This window comes from Prosthecobacter sp., assembly GCF_046154365.1.
Classification (GTDB): Bacteria; Verrucomicrobiota; Verrucomicrobiia; order Verrucomicrobiales; family Verrucomicrobiaceae; genus Prosthecobacter.
The window spans coordinates 1-7,999 of sequence record NZ_JBJXFV010000234.1; the positions used below are offsets into that span (position 1 = coordinate 1).

The following is a 7,999-nucleotide window of genomic DNA, read 5'->3' on the forward strand; positions in this document are numbered from 1 at the left end:
TCATTAAGTTAAGAAGGAGTTCCCGCAGATTCAGAAAACCCGCAGATTGGGATCCGGAAAAAAATCTGCGGGTTATCTGAATCTGCGGGAACACATCTTGAGAAGTGCCTTAACTTAATGACATTGATCAAGCTGTTGCAAATTTTCGCCGTGGGCCCGCCCACGGCGAAGTCAGCCAGAGCAGCACCAGCACGATGATCTCCATGGCGACAAAAACCGTCAACGGCGACGGAGTCGTGGGCAGATCCGTCGCCAGCGGCGGTTTGATCACGGTAAAAAGCGGCGGAACCGTTGCGGCGGCTGACAGCAGTGTTTGTTTGCGTCCCGTGGCTTCCGCGTAGGCGCTCTCCAAACCGGAGACGGTTTGCCGCAGTGTCAGGTAAGCTGGGTCGAACCGTGCCTGCAATAGTTTTTGGACCTCTGCCTGTGCGCTGGCAAATGCTTCTTCAAGCGATCTACTCCCGGCCGTGAGCGACTGCACCTCGATCTTGATGGCATTTTGCTGCTCTTGGAGCGCTTCAAGCATCAGCGTCTGATTTTTCGCCAACCTGGCGGCAAGTGCGCGCATCTCGGGATGATGCGGCCCATAGACCCCTTCTCCCATCGCAAGCGTGCTGGCATCGTGCAGCATAGCAGTCCACATTTCCGCCATGCTGCCATCACTTTTGGCGGCGTCAGCACTGGTTCCCATGACGTTAATGGTGCGTCCGTGATTTTTCGCCCCTTCGAGCGCTTCGAAGCCGGTGAAGATGGACGAAACCTTCCCGGCACGCGCGTCACGGAGCGCCGTCTCCACCATCGCAAGTTTGCTTTGAAGTTGTTTAACGCGCGCATTCAAATCAAAGCGAGCCTGCTCGATCAGGCCCGCCTTCTGCTGGCAGATGCGCAGCTGAGTTCCCAGTTCGGCGGGATCTCCTGACACTGTGACATGTGCTTTGAGTTTTTCATGGCCTTGCTTGAGCTGCCCTTCGAGTTCGTCCACTCTTTGTGTCACGCGTTGAAGTGCCAGGGTCTTGGTTTCCTGGTAGATGAGTTTGTCTATGGCCGCCCGCTCCTGGATCAAGGCGACAAGGATTGCGTTGGCCAGGCCAGGATTGTCAACCACCGCATTCAGCTCAATGGTGCGATTCAGGCGGTTTGAGTAGATGCTGACGTGGTTGACAATGAACTCAGTGCTCACATGCAATTCTGGATGCCTAGCGACCAGCGCGTGAAGCACCCGTTCGATTTGGAACCCTCGAGCCACAGTCCCTGTGAACTGCTCATCATTTGGCGTCTGGTAGTTGCCGGATTGAAACAGGGATGGCAGGCTGTCCGTGACCTGGATCAACGCAGTGGCCACATAGTCCTTTGGGGCATAGGCCAGATAGGCGGCACAGCCCGCCAGACCCACGACCTGCAAAACAAACAACCGTTTCATCGTGTCTCCTGTTTAGGGCCGGCACCCAGCAATCCAATGATGGCTCCCAGCAATGGACATGTCAAAAAAGCGAGCCGTGTATGCGGGAGTTCCTTCTCGCTGGGGAGTGTGGGTGGGACTTCGATGATAAACAAGGGGCTCGTGGAAGACCTTGCGAGGTCAACAAGCTGCCGGGACTGCACGATCTGGGCCAGCGCGGCCTCCAACCCCGATTTGACGGCCTGTTGTGCGCCGTCGGCAAGCTCCTTCGCGCGGTCACTGTGGATCGCCTTCTCATACTCAGCCCGGGACTCTCGCAACTCTTGTTCACCCCGTTTCAGGGCGTTCAGGGTGGAGCGTTCTTTTTCAGATTGAAGCGTCAAAAAGGACTTCAACTCGTTTTCAACCGCATTGACACGTGCCTTCGCAATCTTGGTCTTGGGGTTTTCTTCACCCAAATTACGAAGTAATCCTGCCAGCTCGGACCGGCTTGTAGCTAGCTCCTGCCGCAACTCAACCACCCCCCATTTTCGCAAAGTTTTGGCAGACTGGAGAAACGCAACATCCGAAGGTTCATCAATGATCTCACCCAAAACATTTGTTTTCGACATGGTAGAAAGGGATTCAAGGGTAGCTTCCACTTTGGCCCGTTCACAGATGACTTCCGCCAGTGCCAGATCAACCGCACGGATGCTGCCGGCATAATCCGTCCCGCGTTTGGATTCGCTGAGACGAGCGGACACGGCATCCAGCTCGGTTCTTACCGTTAACTCCACGGTGTTGATGGCCGCTGTCTTTTCTGCAAGCCGTTGCAGCACCAGGGCATCATACAAACTGGCCCGGGCATCCAGCGCCGTGCGCACTATCTTCTGGGCTTCCTCTGGTTTTTCGTTCGAAGCAGTCACAAGCACGTAAGCGGAACCCACCATCGGCGTGGCCCTCAGTTGGTTCTTGATCTGCACATCAGAAACAGCAGGCTGACCAAGTTTTGCGCGCACCGCAGAGATCATGCTGTCGGTCAAAAAGCTGTCTGAAAAATCCTCAATAAGTTGAAACTGGACGGCTCCGACGTCGGACATGGGACTAGGGTGGCGATCATAGCCGGTTAGCCGAATCTGCGCCCGCGACACATATTGCGCCGGGGAGACGACCAGCAGAGCCGTGTTCAGAGAGAGGAAAAGCAAGGTGGCCCCGGCTCCCCACGTCACACCACGTTTTAGTTCAGACTTCGTCATGGATTGCGAAAAGACGGAATAGAATACCCGAGCGCCAGACCGCGACACATGCGCCCAACAACATTCCTCCCATGATGGCCGCACCTGCCACGGCCAGTTTGCTGGTGGTGTAGGGCGCGGTTGGAAGGTCGGGAACACCCAGCACCTGCACTGCCAAAGGCTGCATCCTGCTCGTTACCGCGAGTTCGTGTTTCTTGATGAGCATCTGCTGGTAGGAAGCGACGAGCGACGCCTTGGCCGTAACTAGCGTGTTGTAGGTGGGGTCGCGATCCAACAGCGTCATCGTCTGCTGCTTGAGCGTCTCCGAATTTTCGCCGAGAGCCTTTTGCGCCGCGACAAGGCCGTTGAGCTTGGTTTCTACCTGGTGGGCCAGTTCGCGCAGAGCCTGAATCAAGAAGCGTTTGGTTTCGTCCAGTTCTGCCACGGCAGCATCCACTGCGGGGTTTTTGTCGCCATAACGGCTGCGCAGCGAGGCAAGTGTGGCAGCCTTGCTGGCGAGCTGACGTTTCAAGTCCGAAAAGCTATAGCTGGCCTCGCCAAAATCCTGGATGCCTTCCGAGGTGGCGTTGCCTTTCTCCGCTTCAACGATCGCGGCATTCAAGGTTCCCAGTTTGACCCGTGCGTCTTCGACCTGCCCCGCCAATTGTGCAATGCTGGCCTGAAAACCGGCCTGGCCAATGCCGGATATACGCTTCTCCTCCAAATCGGGTTTGTTACCCGAATAGTCGGCGATCTGTTTGTAATGTGCTTCAATGCTATGCCGTAGTTCCGCCAGCTGGCTATCAACGCCATCCAGCAGCGGTTTCATGGTCTGGACATAACGCTCTTTTTCGAGGGCAAGTCGCTCATCAACCACCGTCTGGAGAATCTGTTGCGCCTCTCTCCCAGTACCCGCCTGCGCCGAAACGGCCACCAAGGAAGCGCTCTGTGCTTTCGCTTTGATGCAGTTTCGAAGAAACGGCTCGGAATACTTTCCACCCAGTTTGGCGGACACTCGGCTGGTGAGCAGATAATTCTGAAAGCTTGCCGTCACGGCATCTGACTTGTAGGGCATGCTGAGAATGTTTTCCCTCGTTTCAGCGATTCCCTCGCTACGAAATTCCAGAGCACTGACCTCGAGAATGGCCGACGATCTGTAAACGCCCGGCGTGACAAACCAGTAAGCCGCGCCACCGATTGCGCCGAGAACAGCGCCACCGATCGCGGCAAGCATGATTTTTGAAACAGCACGCTGGATGTCAGATTTTACATTCATTTGTTCGGGCATCACTGAGGTCAGTTTGACAGGGAACGCACAGATTGCACCCCCAAATAATTATGACGAACCAGGCCTGTTCAGGCGTGGTTATGAAAATCTGTTCGGTGATGGCGCAGATCACGATGAAGAGGAAACAAATCAACGGCCATATCGCCACCCATTCGGACACCTTCAGAAGGTGACGGAAACCCCGCCGGCAAAACTCCGCAAGCATGAGGCCAAATAATACGACACCGGCCAAACCCAGCTCAAGCCACAGCTCGATATAGGAGTTATCAGCCCGCACTTGTGGCCCACCAATAACTTCGCGAATCCAGCCTGACGGGCCGTACTGCCCCCAAAATCCTTCATAACCATAGCCTAGCAGCGGTCGTTCCCATGCCAAGTCTGTGCAAGCCCGCCAAATAACATCGCGACCGGTGAGGGCAAGTGATTTTCCGATCATGGTGGCACCAGCTTTGGCCACGTCGTGCATTCCGGAAAGCACCGTGCCGCGATTTAACTCCCAGAGGATTGCAATTCCGGCCACCACCACAAGCAATCCTAGAAAAACTCTAAATGCATGCGGCCGCCGCTGGAGCAGTCTTAGCAAAAGAACGACCGGACAAAGACACAGCGCCAACAACAGCGCAGTCTTGGAACGTGACATGAGAACCAGCACCAGGCTCAGCACCGTCAATGTGACCGATGCCATGAGGTGTCGGCCGCGCAGCACACCAAAAAGTCCGCACAAGATGCCAAACGACATGATGCGACCCAATTTGTTTTTGTGAGGAAACACGCCGCGCCAAGCTCCGGGAAAATGCTCGTGCATAACGCCGATGCTTGGAATCAACAGGCATACGACAACGCTGGAAATGCTTATGATGAGCAGGGCGGCCGTCAACACCCGCAGATGCCGGTTCATGTCGAGTTGTGTGCTGGCCGCAAGGCCGCAGGCAGCCGGCAGCACCAGTTCCATGCCGTAGGCCACCGTCTGGTCTGGCATGGTGCTCCAGAGACACGAAAACAAGGCCAACCCCAGGAAAGCCAGCAGTACAAGGTTCTCCCGCATGATGCGCTTGAAGCCGGGCCAATCGCCGAAAGCAAGGGCCACCACCACAGTGGCCGCCATGATCAGGAGGACCACCAGTTTATAGTAACTCCTGGTTGACTGGCCTACCTCAGCCTCGTTCAGCAACATGCCAAAGAAGTAAAGGTAGGCGATGGTGAACAAGCCATCCGTGAGTAGCGGAGGGAAGCCGAACTTGCGTGCGGATGTCATTTCAATGTCCATCGTCTTCAGTGCGAGGCTCGGGAGGTCGGGATTGGCGTATGATGTAAACTTCGTGAAAGGCCTGAGGGGAGGGATGAGCGGGCAGTCAGCGAGGGGGGCACGAAGTCTTCGAATTTTGGCTGCAGAAAAAGTGATAAGCGTCAATCGTCCGCGAGGACAAGTTTTGCCAGTTCAGTTTGTCGAGAGGCGCGCGCTGCGCACGCAAAGTTCCCTTTGCCCCTTGCAAGGCATCTTGCAGATCTTCGACGGTCAGATCCCCCGAATAGGTTTTCACCCAGTCCAGACCGACATTCTGCTGAAGTTCCGGCATGGCTCCCTGGGCGGGCACCAGAACCGGGCAGTCAAAAGAAAGCGCGAGCAGGGCGCTGCCGGAGTTCAAAATGTTCTTGTAAGGCAAGGCTGCCAAGTCGGCGGCTCGAAGATAGACCTGGACATCCGAATCGGGAATAAACTGCGGCATCAGTCTCACCCGAGGATCGCCGTTCGCTGCCAGTTTCATTTCCTCAACCAGCGATGCGGGGTCGGTTTTTCCAGCAATCAACAGAACTGTCCGGGAATCACTGCCTTGGCAGAAAGTGCGGATCAAATGCGGCACATTTTTGTATGCTCGGATCTGGCCCAGATGTAGGCAGACCAGCGACTCTTGAGGAATGCCAAGCTGCTCACGCGCTTCCTGTCTGGTTACCGAGTCTGGATACTCGCCACGGTAGTGGCCATGCGGGATGACAAAGGCGGGCACGCGGCGCACCGCCGGGTGCAGTTCACAGGCGGCCTGAAGCGTTGCGTCACTGAGACTGATCGCCCCGTCGAGCCTCCTGGTGAAATACCGCCAAAACCAGCGTTCGAGCCGAGGGTGCAGGCCTTCGTGAGATTTTAAGTTATGAATCGTCCATACGATTCTGGTTCCCCTCAAGCGCGCAAAGAAAATCAAGGTGAAGAGCGCCATGGTGCGGGCCAGGGCAGAGAGTGAAGAAGTTGTCTTCAACATGTGATCTGGCCAATGCAGGTGCCATACGGCATAGCGCCGGCGTAGCAAGCAGCCTGGGGAAAATTCTGTCACTTCGGCGCCCAGCGCGCGCATTTGATCATACAAGAGGCTTTGGTAGGGGTTCAGTTTCCGGCTTTTGAAAGCCGGCCAGGCCAGAACATGCAGGACGCCTTGATCCTTTCGTTCAACGTCGCCGTCCGAATCCACAAGCTCTGCTGGTTGCAACGAACTCATGATGCTGATGTAAATTTCAATGGTTGCCGTTTGCTCATAAAGTTGGAACAGATCCCCCATTGCATGTCCAACCGTCGCAATGGTGCGTCGCTCACGGGCGGTGAAATTCCGCAGGGCAATGCCTGCATGCCCGACCGAAGAAGTTCATCTGGTTTGCGCATCATGATTTTTAATCTTGGAAGCGACCACCAACCACAGGCATAACGCCAGCAATCCGTCAGTCAGCAAGCTCGACCATGCTGCGCCAAGCCAGGAGTAGGCCGGAATCAGCCAGAAATTGATGCCAACATTGAAGACTGCCATCAGCGCCTGTATCCGGCTGCGCAATCCTTGGAAACCCGCACCAGTGAGCGTGTCTGCTGCAAAGTAATGCATCGCCTTCAGGAATGGCAGCAGGGCGAGCCAGCGAACGGCATCAACCGTGTCGTCATATTCGTGCCCGAGCATTAAAGGAACCACTGGTGCCGCAGCATAGAGGGCGATGCCAGCCGCAAGTCCGTAGATTGCCACATGCGGCAGGAAGCGTTTTGCGTAAGCGAAGCTTTCTCGCACCCCCTTCGCACCATGGCGGAAGAAACCTGCATACGACGCCGACAACAGTGCCCGCACGGGAGTGAAGGCGATGTCAATGATACGGTAGGCCGCGCCGTAAGTCCCGGTCGCGGCCAGCGTGGAGTAGTAAACCAGCATCGTTTTATCGATGTCGTTGTAAATATTCTGCGCCGACAGGCTCACTGAAAAATGAAACCCCTCCCGCAACTCGGCGCCAATACGCTCCGTGGCCAGTTTCGATTTGCCAAGTTCACGCCGCACCAGCCATGCCGTCACCAGTGCGCCCACGACCGTTGAGCCCAAATACATCCATCCCCACCAGACCACAGGAACCGGGGATGGCAGCGCAAATAGGAACACCACCGCCAGCAATTTCACCAAACTTGCCAGAACCTGCAGCCGTGCCGTCTGCCCCAGTTTTTCAAACGCCTGAAACGCCTGTCCGCCGACATCCATGAGCCGTGCGAAGATCAAATCGGCAACCGCCACCGAAAGAAACAGCAAGACCGAAATGGAGCCTGGCAGCACGAATCGAGACAGCAGCAGCAGCAAGATCGTCAGGATGACGCCTGATATTTGCGTTATCGCCAGGGCATTCCCCCAGTAAATCCCGAACAAAGACCGGTCTCTGGCCACCTGCTTGATGAGGATGTTGCCGCTACCCCAGCTGGCAAACGGAGCGGCGATCCCGACAAATGCCATGACGCCCACAAACGCTCCATAGCCATGAACACCAATCGCTCTTGTGAGTAAAATAAAATAGGCACCTTGAATCGCTGTTCGCAATCCGTGCCCGAGAAGCATTGATCCGGTGTTTCGTGCGATCGTGCTAGCTCGAAGCCGATGTAACAATGTGGACAAATTCATGACTTATGAGGTGGACCCCGTTCTTCGGCCAGGCTTGCGGGAAATTAAGCTATGATATTCACGGCTGGGAGAGGTGATTGGTTTCGTTCTTCTGGTGCGACTGCGCAAGGGGCTTTGCACCGAAATGTTGAGTTGTTCACAAGAAGGCGGCGAGCGGAGCGAGCTGCCTTCTTGTGAACAACTCAACATT

At 55.7% G+C, this 7,999-nt stretch carries 6 protein-coding genes; all 6 read right to left on the minus strand.

Annotated elements, in window-relative coordinates:
• Positions 1-127: 127 nt before the first annotated feature.
• The 6 genes from ACKVY0_RS29570 to ACKVY0_RS29595 all read right to left on the minus strand — a co-directional run bounded on the left by ACKVY0_RS29570 (position 128) and on the right by ACKVY0_RS29595 (position 7,809).
• Positions 128-1,420: a hypothetical protein gene (locus ACKVY0_RS29570; protein ID WP_409218487.1), complete on the minus strand. Its 1,293-nt coding sequence runs from the start codon at positions 1,418-1,420 to the stop codon at positions 128-130.
• The gene (locus ACKVY0_RS29575; protein WP_409218488.1) at positions 1,417-2,634 is read right to left on the minus strand and encodes a hypothetical protein; all 1,218 of its coding nucleotides are present in this window, start codon (positions 2,632-2,634) and stop codon (positions 1,417-1,419) included. The genes ACKVY0_RS29570 and ACKVY0_RS29575 overlap by 4 nt, the downstream gene beginning before the upstream one ends.
• On the minus strand, positions 2,621-3,901 hold the full coding sequence (locus ACKVY0_RS29580; protein ID WP_409218489.1) for a hypothetical protein: 1,281 nt from the start codon (positions 3,899-3,901) through the stop codon (positions 2,621-2,623). Before ACKVY0_RS29580 ends, ACKVY0_RS29575 begins: the two co-directional genes overlap by 14 nt.
• Positions 3,873-5,156 carry an O-antigen ligase family protein gene (locus ACKVY0_RS29585; protein WP_409218490.1) on the minus strand — a complete coding sequence of 428 codons (1,284 nt, stop codon included), beginning with the start codon at positions 5,154-5,156 and terminating at the stop codon, positions 3,873-3,875. The genes ACKVY0_RS29580 and ACKVY0_RS29585 overlap by 29 nt, the downstream gene beginning before the upstream one ends.
• A 97-nt stretch (positions 5,157-5,253) precedes the next feature.
• On the minus strand, positions 5,254-6,450 hold the full coding sequence (locus ACKVY0_RS29590; protein ID WP_409218491.1) for a glycosyltransferase family 4 protein: 1,197 nt from the start codon (positions 6,448-6,450) through the stop codon (positions 5,254-5,256).
• Positions 6,451-6,534: 84 nt separating this feature from the next.
• Positions 6,535-7,809 (minus strand): oligosaccharide flippase family protein, encoded by a 1,275-nt coding sequence (locus ACKVY0_RS29595; protein WP_409218492.1) that lies wholly within the window; start codon positions 7,807-7,809, stop codon positions 6,535-6,537.
• Positions 7,810-7,999 lie beyond the last annotated feature (190 nt).